Origin of the sequence: Phenylobacterium sp. (assembly GCF_024508875.1) — a bacterium.
Taxonomy (GTDB): domain Bacteria; phylum Pseudomonadota; class Alphaproteobacteria; order Caulobacterales; family Caulobacteraceae; genus Phenylobacterium.
On sequence record NZ_JANINU010000322.1, the window covers coordinates 18839 to 19248 of the forward strand.

The window sequence follows — 410 nt, forward strand, 5'->3', positions numbered from 1 at the left end:
CGGGTCGCTGTCGACATGGTCGATCCGCACTTTCGACCAGTCGGCTTCCAGTTCGTCGGCCACGATGCGGGCGATGGCGGTGCCCACGTGCTGGCCCATCTCGGCGCGGATCACGTGGACGGTGATCACGCCCTCGCGGTCGATGGCGTACCAGATCGTCGGTTCGTAGGCGCCGGCGGCCTGGGCCGGCGCGGTGAGCGTGAAGGCGGCGCCGGCGGCGGTGACGCTGACCAGGAAGCCGCGGCGTGACAGGTCGATGGCGTTCATGCCGTCACTCCCTTCCCGGCGGCGGCCTTGATGGCGCGCTTGATGCGGATATAGGCCATGCAGCGGCAGAGGTTGCCGGTCATGGCCGCGTCGATCTCGGCGTCGGTGGGGTGGGGCGTGGTCTTCAGGAGGGCGGCGGCCTG

At 70.2% G+C, this 410-nt stretch carries 2 protein-coding genes; both read right to left on the reverse strand.

All coding sequences use genetic code 11. The features are described 5' to 3' along the window. Positions 1-267 (reverse strand): molybdopterin cofactor-binding domain-containing protein (locus Q0L11_RS21070; RefSeq protein WP_296599880.1); only part of this gene is annotated, 267 nt, incomplete at its 3' end. Beyond that, positions 264-410: 2Fe-2S iron-sulfur cluster-binding protein (locus tag Q0L11_RS21075; protein ID WP_296599884.1), on the reverse strand; the 147-nt coding region annotated here is incomplete at its 5' end. The genes Q0L11_RS21070 and Q0L11_RS21075, both read right to left, overlap by 4 nt.